17 protein-coding genes and 3 pseudogenes are annotated in these 21,784 nt (G+C 45.4%); 15 read left to right on the top strand and 5 right to left on the bottom strand.

Translation table 11 applies throughout. The annotated features are described in order from the left end of the window. Position 1: 1 nt before the first annotated feature. Positions 2-1,420 carry a PLP-dependent aminotransferase family protein gene (locus KIV40_RS10245; protein WP_285349020.1) on the bottom strand — a complete coding sequence of 473 codons (1,419 nt, stop codon included), beginning with the start codon at positions 1,418-1,420 and terminating at the stop codon, positions 2-4. A 113-nt stretch (positions 1,421-1,533) separates the two neighbouring features. Between KIV40_RS10245 and KIV40_RS10240 the strand changes: the two genes are divergently transcribed. Beyond that, positions 1,534-2,190, top strand: coding sequence for a pyridoxamine 5'-phosphate oxidase family protein (locus KIV40_RS10240; protein WP_285349019.1), 657 nt, complete (start codon positions 1,534-1,536; stop codon positions 2,188-2,190). On the opposite strand, the gene KIV40_RS10235 is transcribed toward KIV40_RS10240, so the two are convergent. Together KIV40_RS10235 and KIV40_RS10230 are read right to left on the bottom strand one after the other, a co-directional pair. After that, positions 2,171-3,493 (bottom strand): ATP-binding protein, encoded by a 1,323-nt coding sequence (locus tag KIV40_RS10235; protein ID WP_285349018.1) that lies wholly within the window; start codon positions 3,491-3,493, stop codon positions 2,171-2,173. The two genes, KIV40_RS10240 and KIV40_RS10235, sit on opposite strands and share 20 nt — an antisense overlap. A gap of 3 nt (positions 3,494-3,496) precedes the next feature. Further along, entirely contained in the window at positions 3,497-4,189 is a 693-nt protein-coding gene (locus KIV40_RS10230) for a response regulator transcription factor (RefSeq protein ID WP_041853667.1), read from the bottom strand. Between the two features lie 368 nt (positions 4,190-4,557). Between KIV40_RS10230 and KIV40_RS10225 the strand changes: the two genes are divergently transcribed. Then, positions 4,558-6,099, top strand: a complete 1,542-nt coding sequence (locus tag KIV40_RS10225; RefSeq protein WP_285349016.1) for a hypothetical protein — start codon at positions 4,558-4,560, stop codon at positions 6,097-6,099. A 12-nt stretch (positions 6,100-6,111) separates the two neighbouring features. Beyond that, positions 6,112-6,801 (top strand): annotated as a pseudogene (locus KIV40_RS10220) (hypothetical protein). A gap of 76 nt (positions 6,802-6,877) precedes the next feature. Here KIV40_RS10220 and KIV40_RS10215 read toward each other — a convergent pair. After that, positions 6,878-7,879: an AraC family transcriptional regulator gene (locus KIV40_RS10215; protein WP_285349014.1), complete on the bottom strand. Its 1,002-nt coding sequence runs from the start codon at positions 7,877-7,879 to the stop codon at positions 6,878-6,880. A gap of 107 nt (positions 7,880-7,986) precedes the next feature. Between KIV40_RS10215 and KIV40_RS10210 the strand changes: the two genes are divergently transcribed. The 6 genes from KIV40_RS10210 to KIV40_RS10185 all read left to right on the top strand — a co-directional run bounded on the left by KIV40_RS10210 (position 7,987) and on the right by KIV40_RS10185 (position 15,711). Beyond that, on the top strand, positions 7,987-8,313 hold the full coding sequence (locus tag KIV40_RS10210) for an MFS transporter (protein ID WP_285349013.1): 327 nt from the start codon (positions 7,987-7,989) through the stop codon (positions 8,311-8,313). Beyond that, entirely contained in the window at positions 8,313-9,515 is a 1,203-nt protein-coding gene (locus KIV40_RS10205; RefSeq protein WP_285349012.1) for an efflux RND transporter periplasmic adaptor subunit, read from the top strand. Before KIV40_RS10210 ends, KIV40_RS10205 begins: the two co-directional genes overlap by 1 nt. Before the next feature lie 101 nt (positions 9,516-9,616). Continuing rightward, positions 9,617-10,939, top strand: a complete 1,323-nt coding sequence (locus KIV40_RS10200; RefSeq protein WP_011999546.1) for an AarF/ABC1/UbiB kinase family protein — start codon at positions 9,617-9,619, stop codon at positions 10,937-10,939. A gap of 74 nt (positions 10,940-11,013) precedes the next feature. After that, positions 11,014-12,360 (top strand): magnesium transporter, encoded by a 1,347-nt coding sequence (locus KIV40_RS10195; protein ID WP_011999545.1) that lies wholly within the window; start codon positions 11,014-11,016, stop codon positions 12,358-12,360. 825 nt (positions 12,361-13,185) lie between these two features. After that, positions 13,186-14,424 carry a cytosine permease gene (codB, locus tag KIV40_RS10190; protein ID WP_285349011.1) on the top strand — a complete coding sequence of 413 codons (1,239 nt, stop codon included), beginning with the start codon at positions 13,186-13,188 and terminating at the stop codon, positions 14,422-14,424. A gap of 9 nt (positions 14,425-14,433) precedes the next feature. Then, entirely contained in the window at positions 14,434-15,711 is a 1,278-nt protein-coding gene (locus KIV40_RS10185; RefSeq protein ID WP_285349010.1) for a cytosine deaminase, read from the top strand. Positions 15,712-15,763: 52 nt separating this feature from the next. Here KIV40_RS10185 and KIV40_RS10180 read toward each other — a convergent pair whose 3' ends face one another. After that, on the bottom strand, positions 15,764-15,946 hold the full coding sequence (locus tag KIV40_RS10180; RefSeq protein WP_005433443.1) for a hypothetical protein: 183 nt from the start codon (positions 15,944-15,946) through the stop codon (positions 15,764-15,766). A 544-nt stretch (positions 15,947-16,490) separates the two neighbouring features. Here KIV40_RS10180 and KIV40_RS10175 point away from each other — a divergent pair. The 6 genes and pseudogenes from KIV40_RS10175 to KIV40_RS10150 all read left to right on the top strand — a co-directional run bounded on the left by KIV40_RS10175 (position 16,491) and on the right by KIV40_RS10150 (position 21,782). Next, complete coding sequence (locus KIV40_RS10175) at positions 16,491-17,261, top strand: hypothetical protein (protein WP_285349008.1); 771 nt, start codon at positions 16,491-16,493, stop codon at positions 17,259-17,261. A 104-nt stretch (positions 17,262-17,365) separates the two neighbouring features. Further along, positions 17,366-18,019: pseudogene (locus tag KIV40_RS10170) on the top strand (HD domain-containing protein). 1 nt (position 18,020) lies between these two features. Beyond that, a complete protein-coding gene (locus KIV40_RS10165) occupies positions 18,021-18,758 on the top strand; it encodes a helix-turn-helix transcriptional regulator (protein WP_167425506.1) in 738 nt (245 codons plus the stop codon). A gap of 9 nt (positions 18,759-18,767) precedes the next feature. Continuing rightward, a pseudogene (locus KIV40_RS10160) lies at positions 18,768-19,126 on the top strand (hypothetical protein). 182 nt (positions 19,127-19,308) lie between these two features. Beyond that, positions 19,309-21,165, top strand: a complete 1,857-nt coding sequence (locus KIV40_RS10155) for an MFS transporter (RefSeq protein ID WP_285349004.1) — start codon at positions 19,309-19,311, stop codon at positions 21,163-21,165. A 59-nt stretch (positions 21,166-21,224) separates the two neighbouring features. Further along, positions 21,225-21,782, top strand: a complete 558-nt coding sequence (locus KIV40_RS10150) for a triacylglycerol lipase (RefSeq protein ID WP_285349002.1) — start codon at positions 21,225-21,227, stop codon at positions 21,780-21,782. The last annotated feature ends 2 nt before the right edge of the window (positions 21,783-21,784 follow it).

The raw sequence follows: 21,784 nt of genomic DNA, 5'->3' as shown, positions 1-21,784 counted from the left end.
GTTATTCAAACAACTCAGAAAGCTGTTCAACCAGAGCATCAATCTCACTTAATGCGACATTGCCATAACCCAATACCGCTCCTTGCCAATTTCGCGCTTTAAAATCTGAATGTTCATAAAAACTCAATGGACGCAACACTATCCCTTTGGATTTAACTCGTTGCGTCCATTCATGCTCATCAACCCCTTGCAACCACTTTAAAGTGATATGGAGACCAGCAGCCTGACTGATCACCTTAACTCTATCGCCAAAGTGCTTTTCAACAGCCAAACACATCTGCTCATGCTTAGTTTTGTACAGTCGGCGCATTTTGCGGATATGACGAATTAACCCACCTTCAGTAATAAAATCAGCCAACGCCTCTTGGGTGTGCGTTGGCGAATCACCGGTTAACGCATCCTTAACCACCAAGCATTGCTCAACTATACGTTCAGGTACCACAAGATAGCCAAAGCGTATTCCATTAAACATCACTTTACTGAACGAGCCCACATACAGTACGCGATTATCGCGCCCCATTTGAGCCGCTAGCCCTTGTAAGCTGGTATATGGACGATGGGCAAACTGAAATTCACTGTCGTAATCGTCTTCGATAACCCAACGTGATTGCTCGACCGCCCAGTTGATAATCTTCCCTCGCTGCTCGGTATTAAGCGTAGTTCCCATCGGATACTGATTGCTTGGTGTGATATATAGAGCATCGGCATCGCTGCTGGTTACCGCTTCCACATCAAAGCCGAGTTTTTCTCGTACCAATAGGGGCTCAAATTGATATTGCTGGAACTGAATTAGCTTCCGCATTTGCGCGTAACCCGGTTGCTCCATCAAAACCTTATCACCTTGTTTTAGAGCTACCATCGTCGCAATTGACAACGCTTGCTGTGCCCCAGAAGTAATAATGATGCGCTCTGGGGAGCAATTTACTGAACGGCTTGATGCAAGGTAGTCAGCTAAAGCACAACGCAATGCCCAACTGCCCTGAATATCTTGGTTCCCTAGCAAACAGGTACGGGAAAGATGACGAGCAAGTAACTTTTGCCACTGCGCCATAGGAAAAGCTTCTAAATCAGGCACACCCGGAGCAAATGCGCGGTTGATGTCAAAGTTGGTTTTCAGTGATGAGTCCGTTTTGATTGAACTGGGTTCAGGCAGATACTGTTCCGGCAGTTCTACAGCAACATAAAAGCCAGAGCCTTTTTGACTGTTCAAGTACCCTTCCGCCACTAACTGCTCGTAGGCTGCAATCACGGTATTCCTACTGAGTTCAAGGTCTTGTGATAGCTTTCGTGTAGACGGCAATTTCCCATTCTTCGCCCACAGCCCTTGAACAATCTTCTCGCGGATAGCAAAAAACAACGCTTGCTGACGCGTTCCATCACTTTCTTTTAAATGCAGGTCACCGATATCAATCAAAGACAAACTGGATCCATCCGTTAGTTAAAACTGGCTCTCTTTAAGCTACCAGTTAAACGGTACATTGCAATCAAAGATTGAGAAGCAAGTGCTCGTCCCTGTGAGCAAAAGGAGAGAAAATGTTATCCAATACCAACAGAACGGAAATTAAGAAAGGCGCGCATAAAGCCATCTCTGATGTCGACAAACTGCACGCCATCATAGATGAAAGCCTTATCGCTCATATTGCAATAACCAACGAGTCTGGCCCTGTAGTCATCCCCATGCTGGCTTGGCGTGTAGATGATTACGTGTATACTCATGGTGCCAACAACAGTCGATTACTGCGCTCACTCAAACAAGGAGTGCAAACATGCCTAACCTTTACCTTGTTTGATGGCTGGGTACTGGCTCGAAGCGCGTTTCATCATAGCGCACATTATCGTAGCGCTGTTGTCTTTGGCCAGTTTGAGATGGTGGCGGATAACCAAGAGAAAGACAGATTGCTGAATCACTTTATTGAACAAATCGCTCCGGGAAGAACAAAAGACATCCGCTTGAGCAATGAGAAAGAACTCAAAGCAACCATGCTACTGCGTATACCACTAACGGAAGCATCAGTGAAAATCAGCAATTTTGGTGTTAACGACGATGCACAAGACATGGACATTCCAGTTTGGGCTGGAGTCTTGCCGTACCGAACTGTTGCAGGCCCGCTGCAAGCTTGTGAAGATTTGTATGAAGGCATTAAAGAGCCAGACTACCGTCGTGCCTACCCTAATCGCTGGCAGGAATAAGCACGGTAAACAACGCGCCCCCTAAGTGGCTCTCGCCGACCGACAGCTCCCAGCCTAGTTGCCTCGCAGCACTAGACGCAATGGCGAGTCCCAAGCCAAAACCTTTGACATCGGCGTTACGGCTTTTATCTATACGAGAAAACGGAATGAATACCTCTTCACGCATCTCTTTAGGAACCCCAGGGCCATCATCTTCAATATCGACGATCCAGAAGTGCTCTACCGACCGGCTCGTCACTTCCACACAAGACTCGCCATAACGTTTTGCATTCTGCAGTAGGTTATCAAGAACCAAATTACCCAACGTTGGTTGCAGGTGGATGGACTGGTAAGCCAAAGCATTCTCAACAGTAAGCTTCGCTGACACTAACCCACGATAATTCATGCGGCTTTTACACCAAAGCGGCAGTTCAATGGTTTCAACAGAATCGGCTAACGAATAGTTATTCACGCTCAAGCGGGAAAGCATTACGATGTCAGACGTTAAATCCGTCACCACATCCACATATCTTTCAATGTCATCGTGCAGTTCCGCTTGCATTTCACCTTTAGTACGCCTTGCCAAGTCGGTAGCTAGCTGAATTCGACTCAGTGGCGTTCGAACTTCATGAGGGATAGCCTGAGTGAAAATGTGTGTTTGGCGCACTTGCCTTTCAATGTCTTCCGACATGTTGTTGAAGCCAGTAGCAAGCTCTCGGACCGGAGAAGAGAAGTGCTTTAAATCCACACGAGTGCTGAGCTCACCGGAGCCAAATTGCTGCTGTGCTGACGTCAATTGTTGAATCTGGCGATCAAGTCTACGCACCGGAACATAAACCAAGACACCCAAGCTGCATATTATGGTGAATAACAAGCTGAACACAAAGATGCTTTCTGAGTCTTCATCCCAATCAACATCTGGACTAAAAAAATCTCGCTTTTCTTTAAATACCAGACTTTCTGATGAGTTTGGGAGTGGAAAAACCGCAGCGTAGATATTGCCATCGATCAAGTACACGGGCACACCTTGCATACGATAAAGCAATTCGCAGTCCAAACAAGGAGGCGAACCGTCCCAGTTATTAAGAAGAGTCAGGTCGAAGATGAAAAAATCCTGTTTGCCTGTTCTCGTTAACTGCTTGTAGAGTGAGTTAGGCGTCCCACGTTGCTCAGTATACTGATCGACAAAATACGTACCATCACTCAAGAAGATGCCAACTTCAGTTTTGCGCATAAACTCGTCCCCCATAGTAAAAAACAAGGCGACAGTCACGGCAAGGCCCGTTACCAATCCAACATAGAGCCGAGTAAACAGAGAGAACATCCGCTATTTCCCCGTTAACATGTATCCACGATTACGCACGGTCTTAATGGTAGCGGTGTGAATAAGGGCTTTTGAGAATTTTTTCCTCAAAGAAGAGATTCGCATATCAATTGAACGGTCAGTAATGCAGTATTCAATGCCACGCGCAAGGCGGCAACAGGACTCTCGAGAAACGGGTTTATCAACATTGAGCATTAATAGCTCCAATATTTCGAACTCAGAATCAGTGAGATCGATATCTTGCTCTAAGTAATAAGCTTTAGAGCGACGGGTGCATAAGTCGATGCCATAACGGCTCAGCTCTGTCTTTTCATCCGAATCTATTTGGCGACGGTAACGGCGTAAAGAGGCCTCAATACGAGCGAGGAGGATATTGCCCTTAATTGGTTTCGTTAGGTAATCATCAGCACCAAATTTAAATAGGCTAACTTCACTCATCTCATCATCAGTGGCCGTCAACACAATGATTATTCCATGATAAAATGCCCTAGCCTCTTGGCATATCTCTGCACCATTTTTGCCTGGGAGCATCAAATCCAATAACACCAGATCAGGCTTCAATTCTTTGATAGCGTCGAGTGCATTAAGACCATTGTCGAGAACAGTAACTAGGTAACCTTCAGCCTCTAGGTACATTTTGGTTAATCGAGCAATCTCTGAATCGTCCTCTACGAGCAAAATTTTATTACCAACCATAATCCATTCACCCAACCTATAAAACAGAGGCAGTATATCGCTCGTTTTGTTCCATGCAACCCATATAAACCGAACCTCTAGCGACAGAAAGTGCTTACAAACACTTACAAACCATACATTTATAAAAAAGCGCTCTCTACAAAAAAACACAAAAGAACAAAAAACCAATTTATAAAAACAAGTTAAGATTTAATATCACCAATTAAACCAAAAACAAAATATAAAGCTACTATTATTTTAGCTTTGTCGAATTAAAAACCTTACAACAAATCATCAGCAGTAATTATGACTACAATTGCTCATGTAGACAGAAAATACTCTTGCAAATAAATTCCTCAGCAAACCTTCCGCCTGTGAGTATTACAAAGATGAAATTCGCTCAATTAACGCCTCTGGCTCTACTTTGTACAGTAAGCCTAACTGCCTGCGGTGGTAGTGACTCAAATTCAAAGTCACCAACAACCACACTGCCACCCCAACCAGCTCCAACATTGAAAACCGTGACGATCCCTAGCGTCGTTTCCAAAAAGTTTCCAGCCAAACTGCAAGTGGCTGCTGATGCTGGTTTTACCCACTACCTTGAAGTCTCCCTTTCGCAAGACGGGAACAATGCGTCGTTCCATATTATCGCGATGGATGACGGGGCGAATGATGAAAAAATATTTCGTGCCGCCAAAATCGTTCAGCACCTACTCACAAACCAGCCAAATTCGAAGTATGGTGCCGACAAATCTAGTATCGCAAAGACACTAGCCGAGCGTGATGCAACATTAATGCTGACAGAAAACGACGACCAGAATGACGAAATGCTCACCAAAATTTTCGTCAGTGAGTTGCTTCGTCAAGATAAATTGGACGACGCGATTGCAGATTCTGGCTTACCACAATCCTTTGATACCAGCTCATTAGAAAACTTTATTGCAACCATGATGGTGCTTAATGAAGACGACATGGACACGCTTATCGAGTCCATTGCATTAACGTTGATGAGCAGCGGGGATACACCAAACTGGTTGATGAACAGCCAATCCTTGATGTACCGCGAACTGACGGTTGAAGGCGATTGTCACTACATGAGTAACTTTGCCGATTACTGTGCCAATCTGGGTGAACATGCCGACCGAGATGCCGCTTTTGAAGAGATTCTACATTTGGTCCAAGCGCAAGGCATTGCTCCTAACGCATCGACTTCCTCATTACAAAAAGCCATTCAAGCGCATGCTCTAAGCATTCATAACGACATCCAATCAGGTAAGCCTACGGTGTGGCGCCCAACCCAGAGTGACTGGGAAGATTGGGAGTCTGACGACTTCGATCCAGAACGCGTTAAGCTAACAGGCCCTTCTTACTCTCACGAATATTTTGCTGCTGCTTTTGAAGCTTACATGAGCGTTGCAAAAGCAAACGGGCATGGTTTAGATGGCTACCAAGCGTTAACACGTGAAGAAATGCAAACCCAAGATCCACAAGCGATTGATTGGATTGACGGTTTGTTCCACGACTACCTGCAATACACCGCAAGCATCGACTCTGCAGGCGTCAAACTCTACACAGAAAAAACGAATCCAGGCTCGGTTCCTACCTTCCGCATGGCACCAAACAAACATGGTTTAGTAGAAGCCTACACCTACAAGTCTCAATGGCTGACAAAAGTGAAGATCGTTGGCGACGACGCGATGAATGTCATCGGTAATGACCAAGACAACACATTTGAAGGCAACCATAAAAACAACAGTATTTATGGTGAGGGAGGCGTCAACACTTACGTCGTGCGACACAAACTGGCTGAATGTATCGTTATCAAAGCGAAAAACGTCTCTGTTGAGTGCCCTAATACAGGCATTGACGAGTTGTACGACATTCAGAACATCCAGTTCACCGATCAAACTCTAGATGTAACCAAGCTATAAACAATGAAAAACATGAAGAAACTTACTCTACTCGCTCCCCTATTCCTTGTTGGTTGTGGTGGCCTTGCTGTCATGGATCGTACTGATGCAGTAAAAGCGCAACCAGAAATGTTGGTGAAAACCGACGGCGACTTTTGGGGATTCGGTGCGGATGGCCATTTTGATTTTGCTGGCAAGTACAAAGGCAAATATTCGCGCAGTGCTTAAAACTCAAGCTGGTTCAATCGTATCTCATTCAAAGAAGGGGCAATGGGCGCAGAAGTGACTCGTATAGACAGCGGTGAAACTTGGCTCCTAAACTGCACCGGCGGCGGCATGTCGGTAAACTACATGGGAGTTGATTTTGGTGGCAACGATCCATACACCTGCGACATCACTCAACATGGTAAGAAAGTCGGTGAATTTGCTATGGAGCCGAAATCTGCGCTGATCAACATCAGCCTTGAGAAAAAAGAAACGGGCGTAGTTCACATTGGCAATACCCATTTCAATGTAGAAACCGTTCACACGAGCCCTGATTCGATGATGGCGGTAGACATTCCATTGGGTTACAGCTTTAAGCAAGGTACGCAAGAGGTTGCGGCAGTGCAGACGAATGGCACAATCGCAGTGCAAATGTTGCCCGAGCTTAACGATCAGCAAAAAGACGTGGTTGCCATTGGCGCTGTAGCAAGTGCACTGAGCTGGCGTCCTGAAGAGTAAGCGTTAACACTCCCAAAAATTTCAAAGCCCTCATTTTAGGGCTTTTATTTGCTGGCAGCACTGGTCATCACAAAGACTATTTTTCCAATCGAGCCGCGTATTGTTTGGGAGTTAAGCCGCGATGTTTTTTGAACATTCGATTAAAACTCGCGACATTGGTATATCCGAGGCGATCAGCAATCCCCTCTATACTGACATGTTTGATCAATAAACCGGCTGCAACGTTACTTAATACATAGCCAGATACCGTAGAGAAATTAAGTCCTAACTTGTGCAAGCGTCGCTGGAACTGTTGCTCTGAAAGCCCAAGTAAAGATGAAACACGCTCCAATGTCGGCAATCCATAATGGCTACTGTAACTCACTACTTCATAAATCACTTTAAGCTCATCTTCCGGATCGGGCATGTTGAGCAAATCATCCAAATCTGAAAAGCTCATCGCTAGACGGCTGTCTTCACGATGGCTTACTTGACGCGAGGCGAGGCGGTCATCTCCTGGGATCCAGATTTCTGTTTTTGGCTGACTCCACTCAACCTCACAGCCAAAGTACTCTTCGTATGGTTTGCCATTTTTCCTAGAACCAGAAATCATCACACGTAATGGCTTGTAATCTTGCCCCAAAAATTCACGCAAAATCTTGGTCATGAATATCGCGCAACGAATATTGTCATGTACTTTGACCGAAGTTTCCACAAATGGGTTGTGGTAAGTCCATTTGATGATCTTGCCTGATTGCTCACCCGCTAAAAAAGCGCCTGACTGAAGGTTACTTACGCCATAATTCACGCGTCGAATGGTGCTAGCGAGATCATTACCTGAGTATAACCAACGTCCGACCGGACCAAGCTTTTGCAGCTCAATGCCACGGCTTAAACTTAACACCACATCTGGGTCATCAGTCAGTTGTTCAATACGTCGATACCACTCCGAAACGGCCTTCAAAGGTATCAATGTCATCGGGTTGTGAAACACTGATGCAGGGATGCCAAGCTCTTCGGATCTCAAATTATACTTAGATAACGCGAGGTTATGCATATTTAAAATACCCATCGCGCGAATAAATCGAACCGTTTTCATAACCAATCACATCAAATTTAATCTTCTAGTGATTGAATTTGTCACAAACCCTCACCTATTTCAATTCCAGACCACAATACGCCAACAGTTTGATAGAGGAGTGTTTAATGAGTTTACTGAGTGTCCCATTTGTCGGAACAGGCGCAGATACAGCGTTACATGTTGTCGCTGCCGTCGTTTTAATCGCGAGTGTCGCAGGCGCGTGTTACGGCTTTTGGAAAATCCATGAGTTGCCAATTAATAAGGCGCACAGCAAAGACCATCATCAGATAGGGCTCATTACCGCCCTCACCTGGATAGGATTTGTCTGGCACTGGGTATGGGTGCTAGCCGTGATCTTTGCATTCGTTGATATGGAAAAAGCCATCATCAATCTGCGTGATACATGGAAAAGTAAACCGCAAACAGAAACACAGCCAGAAGAGGAGGCATAATGTTAGAAGGTTTAGCGGTATGGGCACTCTTCATCTATCTGCTCCGTTTAGTCGGCATGCCTTGGAACAAAGCAACCAAATCGTTCGCTTACCTAGGCGGCTTGGGGTGGTTAATGTTCGTCTGGGTAGGCCTCATCAACTTCACGCCGATGGATCTATCCGGCGGCTCAGTGGTGCAGTCACCACACATCCAGTTGCGTCCGGATTCAACCAATGTGAAAGGCAAAGTTGACCATATTTATATCAAGCCAAATCAACAAATTGAAAAAGGTCAGCTCATTTACGAACTCGACCCAACGCAATATGAGATCGCATTGAACCAAGCAAATGTGTCGGCAGATTCTGCTCGAGTAGCACTGGCAACAGCACAAGGTGATATCGAGATTGAAGAAGCAAACCATCAAGCACTGGTGCAAGATCTAGAAACGTCAAAAAGCCAATTGGAAGCGGCGAAAGTTGACTATAAATTGCAGAAAAAGATGCTGAATCGTTACGTTGAACAAAACCGAGTAGTCCAAAACACCATTACGGCAAGCGACATCGACAAACAATCGAGTGCCGTTGATATAGCACGCCACAACGTGTTAACTCTTGAATCTCAAATCAAGAAGAAACAAGTCGATATCTCACGTGCAAAACTGGCGATTCATAAAGCTGAGCTCGCGGTTGAAACCAAACAGGCTGAACTGCGCCAAGCGGAAGAGCAAATCGCAAAAGCACAATGGGATTTGAACAGCACCAAAGTGCACGCACCAGCAGATGGCTTTGTAACCAACTTTATCCTGCGTGAAGGCCAGCGTGTATCGATGATGCCGCGTATCAACATGTACACTAACGAGAAGTACGTTCTGATGCGAGTGAACCACCAAGCAATTCGTAATATCAAACCAGGTCAACCTGCTGAATTTTCTTCTTCGGTTTACCCTGGCAAGATCTTCTCTGCAACAGTAGAGGGCATTGTTGAAGCGACCGGCGAATCACAAGGCAACCTACTTGGTCTGGATGATTCCGTTCGCGCTACAACCGGTAAGAACTTGCAGAACAAAATTGATGAGCCAGAAGGCTACGATATCCCTGTCGGCTCAGTTGGTCTAGCATGGGTCAGCGGCGAGAAACCAATTGGTTTCCTAGCGTTCTTGGATGTGATTCGTGGCATCATCATCCGAATGAAGTCGCAACTGTACTTCTTCTACTCTATCTAAACTCCCAAACCGCCAGTTTCGCTGGCGGTTTTCTTTTCATTTGTATCCAAGCACGTAGTTTTCCCGTATAACAAATAGTTAGTAAATAACGGAGAAAATTCATGTCGGCAAAGGAAAGAAGCCTACCCACCCATCGCATCTCAAGATTCAGCAAGTTCGCTTCCCTTGCAACCCGAGTCGCAGGCAACGTGATTGCTGAAGGCACTAAACAAATCGCTAAAGGCAATAAACCCAAAGCGAAAGACCTGTTACTAACGCCGCAAAACATTGCGCGTTTAACAGACCAACTGGCCCACTTGCGGGGTGCAGCGATGAAACTTGGTCAAATGCTCTCTATGGATGCTGGCGATGTTTTGGAACCAGACCTCGCTGATATTCTCTCGCGACTTCGCTCAAACGCAGATCCTATGCCAGCAAAACAACTCAACGCAGTAATGGAAAACGCGCTAGGAACGAATTGGAAAACTGAGTTCCTCTCCTTTAACTTCAAGCCAATAGCCAGCGCTTCCATTGGTCAAGTTCACCAGGCCTACAGTGATGCAGGTGATAACCTCGCGGTGAAAGTGCAGTATCCGGGAGTAAGGAAAAGTATCGACAGTGACGTCGATAACGTGGGGACTCTGCTCAAAGTCGTTGGCTTGATTCCCGAATCTGTTGATTACAAAGGACTATTGGAAGAAGCTAAAAAGCAACTGCATGATGAAGCTGATTACGCACGAGAAGCGCACTTTGCCATTCGTTATCATGACGCTTTGAAGGATCACCCTCATTTTGTCGTGCCGAAAATCCACACCGGAAGCTCTTCCGACGCCGTGCTCGCAATGGAATTTATTGACGGTAGTCCGATTGAACAAATCGAGCATTATGACCAAAGCACACGCGACTTTGTAATGCACAGTTTACTCGAATTGCTGTTCCGAGAGCTGTTCGAATTTAAAATGGTCCAAACCGACCCCAACTTTGCCAACTACTTGTATATCGAGAACACCCGTCAAATCGGCTTGTTAGATTTCGGCGCGACTCGCGAATACAGCGAACAATTTAGCACTGGTTATCGCCAAGCTTTTGCATCGGTTGTCAACGACGACGAGCAAGGCTTGAACAATGCGCTTGAGCAGATTGGATTTTTCAGCAAGACCATTATGCCTGCACAGCGCCAAGCGATTCTTGATCTCGTCAAAATGGCGTGTGAACCTATGCTGGTTGATGAGCCTTATGACTTCAAAGCCAGTGGCTTAGCTCAGAAACTCCGCGAGGCCGGTACCATTTTAAGCATGGAACAAGACTACTGGCACACGCCACCAGCAGATGCCCTATTCCTGCACAGAAAAATAGGCGGAATGTACTTGCTGGCAGCTCGCATTGGTGCAAAAGTGAACATTCGCCAATTGGTCTCACCGTACCTACAGATTATGGACGAATAGACTATTGTTTTTCTGCCACTTTCGAGTACCTTGAGCAGCTGCCTATAAGAATAATCTGACTGTCGGGGTGCTCGGTGAGTAAGTTTCAAGACCTCTCCACTCTAATCGAACAAATTGTCCAAGCAGACGAAGTGGATCAAGTTACCGCTTTGAATGATTCTATCGAATGTGGTCTCGAACCCGGTGCCGTGGCACTGATACTCGAGGCTTTCCCGATCGATGAACGTGTACGCTTGTGGCGCGCATTACCTATGGAATTGCACATCGATGTGCTGACTGAAATGCGTGCTGAAGTACGTCTTTCCATCATCGAAGCACTTTCTGAAGTTGAGCTGAAGCTGACCTTAGCCAAGCTGGATAACTTATCGCTGATTGAATGGGCTGACTCGCTGCCTGAAGAGTTCATTAATGAAGCGTTAGAGCTGATTGAGAAAGATGAACTCGATCTCTACGACCAAGCAAACGAATATGAAGACGAAGAACTCGGTCGATGGGCTGAACGAAAGATCATCACTCTCCCTTTTAATATTACCGTTGGTAAAGCTCGACGCTTGATGGAGCGTTACAGTTACGATACACCGCAGCAAGTGTATCTGATCAATCGTAAAAAGCAGTTTCGTGGCGCAGTGAACTATTATGAAATCTTACGTAGTGAAGCGGACGTTCGTCTCAAAACCCTAGCGATTGATACCGTCACCGTACTCGACAGTAAAATGGAACTGTCTGAAGCCGTAGAGGCACTTGAGCACAGCCCTCTCCCTGCTTTGCCAGTTACCGATGCAGATCAAACCTTGATCGGTGAAGTGGATTGGCAATTCGCACTCAGCACTCAACGTGAAATCTACGAAGCACGTTTGATGGCTGGTACGGGTATGGATGAAGGTGATGACTTGTTCGCGCCAATTCTAAAGAGCTCACAAAAGCGTGGCGTTTGGCTGGGCATTAACTTGCTGACTGCAATTCTAGCATCGGTGACGATTGGCTTGTTTGAAGATGTGATTTCACAAGTGGTCGCTCTTGCTGTTCTGATGCCGATTGTGGCTTCTATGGGGGGTATTGCAGGTAGCCAAACACTGACGCTGATGGTTCGTGCCATGGCATTAAACCAAATTGCCCCTGGTAACCGTTTTGCCCTACTCAAAAATGAATTGGGTATCGGCTCTCTTAACGCTTTGCTTTGGGCGTTGATCATCGGTGGTTTAGCAGGGCTTTGGTTCCAATCTCCTGTATTGGGCGGCACCATCGCTCTCGCGATCATCGTCAATATTGTTACCGCGGCCTTATTTGGTGTGCTGATCCCAATTGTTCTTGATAAGCTCAAACTCGATCCAGCACTTGCGGGCTCGGTGATTCTGACTACGGTAACTGATGTCGTTGGCTTCTTTGCTTTCTTGGGCACGGCGAGCTTAGTAATGTTGTAAAAAGAATCGCTCTAGTTAATTAATTCATCATTAGCATTATAATTACAAATTACAAATTACAAATTGCAAACCGCATTTGCAATTTGCAACTCACAGCAAATTTTAGGCAACCTTTATCACAGAAACCGTGTTTTTTCGTTGTTTTTAAAGTTGGCACACTAACTGCATAATTTAGTGTGACCCTTCTTAAGCCGAGGGTCACCTAGCCAACTGACGTTGTTAGTGGACTCGAATTTGTTCACAAATATATAAGCCAATCGCACAAATTGCGGTTGGCTATTTTTTATCTGGCCCCTTCAAATTCCTTCTCCAAATCCTTACTCCCTGTTGAACCAATTTTATTCACTCAATTTACAATCGATTACATGCGATATTTTCTTAAGTTAACTACAACAAACAGCCACCTAAGAAAAATTGAACAGCATACACACCAAAATAACCATTAAATAAATGACTTTGCGTTCAACTTATGAACAATCGTTACTATCAAGCTCAAAAAAACGTTTGCTAAGCATTATGAAAATCCATTGAATCGCTATTTTATAAACAAACCACAAAAATATGACGAGATAAAAGAAAGCCACCAATGACACCGATTTCATTACACATTACTGGTCAGATTAGCCGTCAAGTTCCAAACTTTTTTATTTTTCTGAAAAACTATAACCACATGTTTTTAAAGGACTATAAAAAGACAAAGCTAGAGGTAAACGTTTAAGTGACAAAAAACTCATTGACTATGAGAGTTACATCACCATAATACGCGCCGTTTGCCCAGAAATTGGGATCTACAATTTGTTTTAATTTTTCTTTGCGGAGGTAAAAATGGCTGCGGACAATAACTACAGTCTTGGACCGGTTCCTAACACTGCCAGAAAAGGCGTGGCATCATTAACCATGGTTATGTTGGGGCTCACTTTCTTCTCCGCAAGCATGTGGACGGGCGGCTCGCTCGGTACCGGACTTTCTTTTGATGATTTCTTCCTCGCTGTTCTCATTGGTAACCTAATCCTCGGCATCTACACTTCTTTTCTTGGTTACATCGGCGCTTCTACTGGTCTCTCTACTCACCTCCTTGCTCGTTTCTCTTTTGGCTCTAAAGGCTCTTGGCTTCCTTCCGCTCTTCTTGGCGGCACACAAGTTGGTTGGTTTGGTGTTGGCGTGGCGATGTTTGCTATTCCAGTAAACAAAGCAACAGGCATCGATACAAACACGCTTATCATCATTTCTGGTCTATTAATGACTGCGACGGTTTACTTCGGTATCTCTGCGCTTATGGTGCTATCTGCGATTGCAGTACCAGCAATTGCGTTACTCGGCGGATACTCGGTAGTAGAAGCGGTAAACAGCGTGGGTGGTGTGGCTGAACTACAAAAAGTACAACCAGTACAACCTATCGACTTTTCAGTAGCGCTAGCAATGGTGGTTGGCTCATTCATCAGTGCGGGTACGTTAACCGCAGACTTTGTTCGATTCGGCAAGAAGCCAAAAGGCGCAGTGATGGTCACGATGGTGGCATTCTTTATCGGTAACTCGCTGATGTTCATCTTCGGCGCAGCTGGTGCGGCGGTAACTGGCCAATCAGACATTTCAGAAGTGATGATCGCTCAAGGTCTTCTAATCCCAGCTATCATCGTGCTTGGTTTGAACATTTGGACAACCAACGACAATGCGCTTTACGCATCGGGCCTAGGTTTCTCAAACATCACTGGTTTGCCAAGCAAATACATCTCTATGGCGAACGGTTTAGTCGGTACATTGTGTGCACTATGGTTGTACAATAACTTTGTAGGCTGGTTAACTTTCCTATCGCTTGCAATTCCACCAATTGGCGGTGTAATCATTGCGGACTTCTTCATGAACCGTAAACGTTACACAAATTTCGCAGCAGCAGAGTTCCAAACTGTTAACTGGGCTGGCATTATCGCAGTGGCGATTGGTGTTGCAGCTGGTCACTTCCTTCCGGGAGTGGTACCTGTAAACGCAGTACTGGGCGGCACAATCAGCTACCTGATTCTAAATCCTATTCTTAATAAAAAGACACTGGCACAACAGCCAGCGTAAGGAACCATCATGACAACACTATTGATCAAGAACGCAACGCTTAAGGGACAGGAAGGTCTCCAGCAAATTTTGATTGAGGATGGTCAATTCAAGCGTATTGAAGGCAATAATGTAGAACTAAATTACACAGGTGATGTTCTTGATGCGGAGGGCGGCATGGCTGTCGCACCTTTCTGTGAGCCGCATATTCACCTAGACACTACCCAAACCGCCGGTGAGCCGAACTGGAACATCTCCGGTACACTTTTCGAAGGCATCGAGCGTTGGGCTGAGCGCAAAGAGACGCTGTCGATTGAAGACGTGAAATCACGCGCTAAGCAAACTCTGAAATGGCAAATTGCAAACGGCGTACAACACGTTCGTACCCACGTTGACGTTTCTGACCCTACCCTTATTGCTCTAAAAGCAATGGTAGAAGTTCGTGAAGAAATGAAAGAGTGGGTAGACATTCAAATCGTTGCGTTTCCGCAAGAAGGCATTCTGTCTTACCCGAATGGTAAAGAGCTTCTAGAAGAGGCGGTTCAGCTGGGTGCTGACGTTATTGGAGCAATCCCTCACTTTGAATTCACTCGTGAGTACGGCATCGAGTCTCTGCACTACGTTTTCGAGCTGGCGCAAAAATACGACCGTTTGATCGACGTGCACTGTGATGAGATCGATGACGAGCAATCACGCTTTGTTGAAACGCTTGCAGCACTAGCGCATAAGTTCAACATGGGCCACAAGGTAACCGCAAGCCATACAACAGCGATGGGCTCTTACAATGGTGCGTACGCATCTCGCCTATTCCGTTTGCTGCGCATGTCTGGTATCAACTTCGTTGCAAACCCATTGGTCAACATCCACCTTCAAGGCCGTTTTGATGATTATCCTAAACGCCGTGGTGTGACTCGCGTAAAAGAAATGCTGAATGCAAACATCAACGTATGTTTTGGTCACGATGATGTATTTGACCCTTGGTATCCACTAGGTACTGCAAACATGCTACAAGTACTGCATATGGGTCTGCATGTGTGTCAGGTGATGGGTTACGATCAAATCAACAACTCGCTTGATCTGATCAGCACGAATTCAGCACGCACACTGAACATTCAAGACAAGCACGGCATTGAAGCAGGTAAGCCAGGTAGCTTATTGATTCTTCCTGCGGAAAATGGTTTTGATGCAGTTCGTCGTCAGGTGCCAGTTCGTTACTCTGTTCGTCACGGTAAAGTGATTGCAGAAACGCAACCAGCGACAACACACATTCACCTTGGTGAACAAGAGCAAGTGACCTACAAACGCTAATCACTGAGCTTCAAGCACAAAAAAAGGGTCTGACTTACATCAGACCCTTTTTTTATTTTTTCAAGCGCTGCGTTAGCTGTCTACGGCAACTAATGACATTCCTAAGCAACGAGGGAGTATTGCCTAAGTAAACAACCTTGCCATCTTCATCGATGATCGCAGGCACAACCTTTAAGCCTTTCATGTCTGCGCCGTATTCCACCAACTTACGCTCTAGCTCATATAAATCCTGCATGCTTCGGACTCAATTTATAATTATTTAATTTCGCGTGAATGCTATCCCTCTGAAGGGGGAATAATATTGATCTATATCACAAAATGTTGATCCAACTTATGCTTACTCAAAGTTGAGACACAGACATGGGCCGTTTGCGATACGTAAGGCGAGGAATAACCCCTATTTGTGAAACGCATTCAAAGAAAGCTTCACAATACAGACAATTTTCGTAATAAATATTTGCACTGACTCTCAACAAATACTAAAGTTAGGAGGTTAGTTGAGCTTTTAAGTAAAAAACCTAAAATCGCCCAAACTGAGATTTTCCACTAACAACGTCAAAATTAGTGCTTATAAAATAAAGAATAAAACAAAAAACAGGGTCAACAGCAATGTTGACCCTTTTCTTTACCTATCCACAACCGAGCTCCACACAGAAAATATGAGCCTTTCAGTAAACAAAAGAACCTACCGATAACTGCTGGTTATCAGCGAGATAAGTGGATTCCTAATCAAACAGCGTTCAATAATAGCTCCGAACCAAACATCTCGGAGTAAACACATGAACCCTTTCAACAAAACAACATTGGGCGCAGCGCTATCTCTTCCCCTACTTGCAGGATGCGTGACTCCGGGAGAAGACGACCCAAATGCGTTAACAAAACAAGGCGCCGCTGGTGGCGCGCTACTGGGCCTCACTATGGGGGCTCTAACGGGTGATGCTGACTTAGCTCTAAAGGGAGCGATTGCTGGTGGTGTCACTGGTGGTGTAGCAGGTGCAAGTGCTGACATTCACAACAACCGTGAAAATATCCGACACGACAGCCGTAACGAAGCGATCGGCGGTATCAACGGAGGTCAGAACACCACAGCAACCAATGCCCCTCAGCAATGGCAAGAAATTGATAACTTTGTAGGTAATTGGAACGTTAATATTCAAAACCACAATCGCGATTTCAAAGGCTTAGACGGTTTGCAAGCGCACGGTTCTTTGGCAAAAACAACAGAAGCGAATGTAAAGGTAACTAACTCACAAGGCGTTGATCTGAATGCTGCGTTCACGTTCGATCCACAAGCGGGCTACCAACTGACGCTGACCAATGAAGCAAAAGATGTATCGGTTGCTTTTGCTGGTGAACAACAATCACAAAACCACCGCTACAACTTCTACCCGATGAACATTAACGACGTCATTTACCAAGGTATTCCTACCGGGGATGTTCGTGTAGAGCTTGGGTTCGCAGGGCCAAACGTTTGGACAATCGATAGCTACGCATACATCGACGGAGCAGAACAAAAAGTACAAACATTCCGTTTCACCCGAACTCAATAAAACGACGAGACTTTCTCGTAGCGTCTCAATAACAACGTCTCGTTTGGCAATTTAATAAAGGCTTAGGCATAATCTGTCTAAGTCTTTATTTTTTCATTATTATTATGCCTCAACTCAATAAGTCAGACCTCAGCAAATTTGAACCTCAGTTCCTTCAATTTATGCAGCAACAAATGCAAACCGACGCGGCCCACGACCTGAGCCACGTCCGCCGCGCAGTGAAAACGGCTCGCCAGCTAGCAGAACAAGAAGGTGCGGATTTAGCCGTTGTCCTGCCCGCAGCCTATCTGCACGATTGCTTCACTTATCCGAAAGACCACCCAAATCGCAAACAAAGCTCCACGATTGCAGCTACCAAGGCGATTTCGTTTCTAGAAAGCATCAACTACCCTGCTCAGTACCATGATGCCATCGCCCACGCGATCGAATCCCACAGCTTTAGTGCCAATATTACGCCAAACACTTTAGAAGCTTAGGTTGTCCAAGATGCCGATCGTTTAGATGCGCTTGGCGCAATTGGTGTGACACGGTGCATTCAAGTGAGCACGTTATTTGATGCCGCCTTGTATAACGAACAGGACATGTTTGCAGAGCATCGAGAATTGGAAGATAAACGCTTTACCATCGATCATTTCCAAACCAAACTGTTTAAAATTGTTGAAACAATGAACACCAAAGCAGCGTATGAAGAAGGTCGGAAACGTAAAGCATTTATGGAGTCTTACCTCGAACAGCTGCGCCAAGAAGTAGAAGGTTAATATGTCGGAAAGCCACGACCTAATTACAGAGCTCAAACGCCAGCTCAAACTGTCTGGTTTGCATTACGTCGATGTCGCACAGCATTTGGAGTTAAGCGAGGGCTCTGTAAAGCGCTTATTGGCAGAAGGCAGTCAAATTAGCCTAGATCGATTGGAGCGTATCTGTCAACTCATTGGTTTGGAGATGGCTGAGCTATTTAAGCTGGCTGCGGCACACAACAAAGGGCTGGAGTCACTGACATTAGCGCAAGAAAAGCAACTGGTCGATGATAAGGGCCTACTGCTTGTCGCTGTCTGTGTAGTCAATGGCTATCGCTTCGAACAGATCATTGAACAGTACACCTTTGATGAGTTAGAGCTGATACAAAAGCTCGCCCAACTCGACCGCCTCAATATTATTGACCTGCTACCTGGCAACAAGATTCGTCTGCGTATTTCCCCGACTTTTCGTTGGCATACCGGCGGCCCTATTCAGCGTTTCTTCCAACAACAAGTTCAAGACGCCTTTTTCCAAAGCCATTTCTCTGCCGAAGGTGAAAAGCTGGTGATGGCAACAGGCCTCATGAGCTTGCCAACCAATAAGAAGATGCAGCAGAAGCTACAAAAGGTCATTGATGAATTTTATCAGGTCTGCCAAAGCGATGACTCATTGGACATGAAAGAGAAGCACGGTACCTCTCTGGTGATAGCGATGCGTCGTTGGACATTCCCGCTGTTTAACCCTTGGGAACGTAAATAGGAAGAACTGATGCTCGATAAACTCAAAAGCCTATCGATCAAGGCAAGACCTATTCTCCTTTTGCTCGTACTCATGGCGTTTGGTGGTTTTGCGGTGTTCATTGCCACGCTCTTGCAACTTTCTGATGTAGTTAAAGAGTCTCATCTTATTCCGAGCGGCGTAACGGCGTTGTGGGCGCTTGCCGCTTGGGTGATGATCTCGAGCTTTCAGCATGTTCCTGAACTTACGCCAAACCTCGGATTCTTCAAGCGAATGAAAGCTCGCTTTGTCCGCCTATTCTTTTATTTGGTGACATTAGGCTTTATTGGACTCTCTGGTTTTATTCTTATGTCACATTGCGAATGCTAAGCGTCTGGTTCCGACACTAAGCTCATCTCGTAACGTATAAAAGCACCTATCCGTTCAACATCACAAGTTAATGAAACCAAAAGTATCGTAAAGTGTTACTTTTGGTTTCTCATAACGTAACTCTTTTCTTTACGCTGGTTTCCTAAAGCTCAGCCATTAAAGTGCTCCCATCTCAACGCGATTTTGCCCCTACGGAGCCAGCATGTTTCTTACTAAACGATTCTTCCCCTATTTCGTTACTCAGTGCCTTGGTGCACTGAACGACAATATCTACAAAAATATTCTCTTGCTGATGGTGACCTACAGCCAAATTGATTCACTACCGATGTCGGTCGATCTTTTTGTTAACCTTGCGGCTGGCTTATTTATTCTTCCCTTCTTTCTGTTTTCAGCTCACGCTGGTGCGATTGCCGACAACATGGACAAAGCTAAGCTAATCCGCCGCTTAAAACTTATTGAATTGGTGATCATGAGTTGTGCTGCGACGGCTATCATGACGCAGAGTGCCATTCTAATGCTGGTGCTACTCTTCATGACTGGCACTCAATCGGCTTACTTCGGCCCTGTGAAATACGCTCTACTTCCTCAAGCGCTAAAATCTGATGAGCTAGTGAAAGGTAACGCTTGGGTTGAGATGGGGACTTTCCTTTCAATCCTGATTGGTACATTAAGCGCAGGTCTATTGCTTGCAATTCCAAATGGTATGCTTATCGCCTCTTGCATTGTGATTACGCTTTCACTACTGGGCTTTTTGAGCAGCGCAAACATCTCCTCTCTGCCAAGTAAGAAAAGTGACCAAGTAAAATTCGAGCCTATTACCGGTTTGAAGAAAACACTCAAACTGGCACAAAAACAACGCGGTATTTGGATGTCGATACTAGCGATCAGTTGGTTCTGGTTTATGGGTGCGACTTACCTGACTCAATTCCCAAACTTTGCTCGTGAACACCTATTTGCAGACAGCACAGTGGTTTCTCTGTTGCTAGCTCTGTTCTTAGTTGGTATCGCGACAGGCTCATGGTTATGTGAAAAACTGTCTTTCAATCAAGTTGAACTGGGTATTCTGCCATTTGGTATTTTCGGCTTAACGATTTTCAGTGCCGACCTACTATGGGCAGTACCTGCAATCGAATCTTTCCCGAGTCAGTATTACGATGTACAAAGCTTTGTTGCTCAGTCTTCGCATATTAGAGTGATGATCGACTTGTTCTTGGTAGGTGTGAGCGGAGGTGTATTTATTGTTCCCCTTTATGCGTTTATCCAATCGCGTTCAGAAGAAGGCGAATGTGCTCAATCTATTGCGGCAAACAACATCATGAACGCACTGTTTATGGTGGCTTCCGCTGCTGTTTCTATCTTAGTGTTAAGTGTTTTAGAGTTCTCTATTGTTGAGCTATTTGCGATTTTGGCCGTCGGTAACTTCATCGTGGCCATCTACGTTTACCGTCAAGTACCTGAGTTTACTCAGCGCTTTATTAGCTACTTGCTAAGCCACTGCCTGTACCAAGTTTCGGTAACCGGTCGTCAGCATATCCCGGAGCAAGGCGCTGCCCTGATTGTGGCAAACCATGTAAGCTATGTGGACGCTTTGATTCTAATGGGGACATCAACCCGCCCTGTTCGATTCGTGATGGACAAGTCAATCAGTGAGCTGCCTGTTCTTAAATACGTTTTTCGTCATGCTGGCGTTATCCCAATCTGCTCTCCACACAAATGTGCAGAGACTTACAAAAGAGCTTTCGAACAGATTGAGCAAGCTCTTGATAACGACGAGGTAGTTTGTATCTTCCCTGAAGGTAGTTTGACCTCAAATGGTGAACTAGGCGAGTTCAGACCCGGTGTTGAGAAGATTTTAAAGCGAACACCTGTACCCGTGATTCCAATGGCGTTGAAGGGCTTATGGGGCTCTTTCTTCAGCCACAAAAATGGACACGCGTTAACTAAGCGCCCGACTCGCTTTTGGTCTCGTATCGAAGTCAATATTGGTGAGCTATTACAACCAACCATGTTAGATCGCCATTTGTTACAAAAAGAAGTGCAAGATTTGCTAATTCGCTGACAGTAGTGTGACGGAGAATTTAGTAGGATAAAATCAACGTCATAAATCTAGGAGGTATTATGAAAATCATCATCTTACATGGTCTTTATATGCATGGGCTGGTCATGCAGCCTCTTAGCCAAAAGCTGAGAAAGCTGGGCTACGAGACCCAAGTATTGAGTTACAACACGGTTTCAATTAACGAAGAGTCGCTGTTCGATTCCATCGACAAGGCGCTTAATCCGCTGACTGCCTATGTGTTGGTGGGTCATAGCCTAGGTGGTTTGATGATTAAACGATACCTCGCGAGCAGAAAACCATCGACAACTCTGGTGTCCCATGTTGTGGCAATTGGCTCGCCACTGAAAGGCGCATCTATCGTCACTCGCATTCAAGATTTGGGATTCGGTGCGATGCTTGGTAATTCACCGTATCACGGACTTAACAAGCACGAAGATGTTTGGACTTTCCCACAAAAGCTCGGCAGCATCGCGGGAACGATGGCGATTGGTGCAAGACCGATTCTAATGCGTAGAGACAACACCATGTCTGACGGAACGGTGACTGTAGACGAAACACGCTTAGAAGGTATGCAAGATCACATAGAGACGAAACAAACTCACACTAGCCTTATCTAAAA

This window comes from Vibrio sp. D173a (assembly GCF_030248475.1).
Note: the sequence above shows the minus strand (reverse complement) of the source record. Positions and strands in the feature narration are given on the sequence as shown.